Origin of the sequence: Photobacterium nomapromontoriensis (assembly GCF_050336815.1) — a bacterium.
GTDB lineage: Bacteria > Pseudomonadota > Gammaproteobacteria > Enterobacterales > Vibrionaceae > Photobacterium > Photobacterium nomapromontoriensis.
Genome location: NZ_JAKJSL010000103.1, coordinates 1 through 809 on the forward strand (window position 1 = coordinate 1; position 809 = coordinate 809).

At 45.7% G+C, this 809-nt stretch carries 2 rRNA genes; both read left to right on the forward strand.

The annotated features are described in order from the left end of the window. Positions 1-248, forward strand: a 16S ribosomal RNA gene (locus L4D12_RS25505); the annotation flags it as partial. Between the two features lie 326 nt (positions 249-574). Next, a 23S ribosomal RNA gene (locus tag L4D12_RS25510) occupies positions 575-809 on the forward strand; the annotation flags it as partial.

The following is an 809-nucleotide window of genomic DNA, read 5'->3' on the forward strand; positions in this document are numbered from 1 at the left end:
TCGTAGTCCGGATTGGAGTCTGCAACTCGACTCCATGAAGTCGGAATCGCTAGTAATCGTGGATCAGAATGCCACGGTGAATACGTTCCCGGGCCTTGTACACACCGCCCGTCACACCATGGGAGTGGGCTGCACCAGAAGTAGATAGCTTAACCTTCGGGAGGGCGTTTACCACGGTGTGGTTCATGACTGGGGTGAAGTCGTAACAAGGTAGCCCTAGGGGAACCTGGGGCTGGATCACCTCCTTAAACGATAGACTGCTGTTTTATGCAGTGTCCACACAGATTGCTTGGTGAAATGGTTTTAGAAATGGCAAAAGTGCTAATGAATAACGTCAGTTATTGATTAACGCTTTTGCGTTATGCTCTTTAACAATCTGGAAAGCTGACTAGTAAATTCAATCGAATGATTGAATTACAAATGTTCTTCTTTATGAAGAACGAGTTCTCAACACAAACACATTCAAGTGTCTTGTATCGAGTCCGGCGAAAAACCAAAGTCCTTATCTTTCTTGATCGAAGATAACGACRCAAACCTTGGTTGTTTGAACATACAAAACCTCTTGGGGTTGTATGGTTAAGTGACTAAGCGTACACGGTGGATGCCTTGGCAGTCAGAGGCGATGAAGGACGTATTAACTTGCGATAAGCCCAGTTTAGGCAGTAAAAGCCACCTGAGACTGGGATTTCCGAATGGGGAAACCCACTTRCATAAGYAAGTATCGTTACGTGAATACATAGCGTAACGAGGCGAACCGGGGGAACTGAAACATCTAAGTACCCCGAGGAATAGAAATCAACCGAGATTCC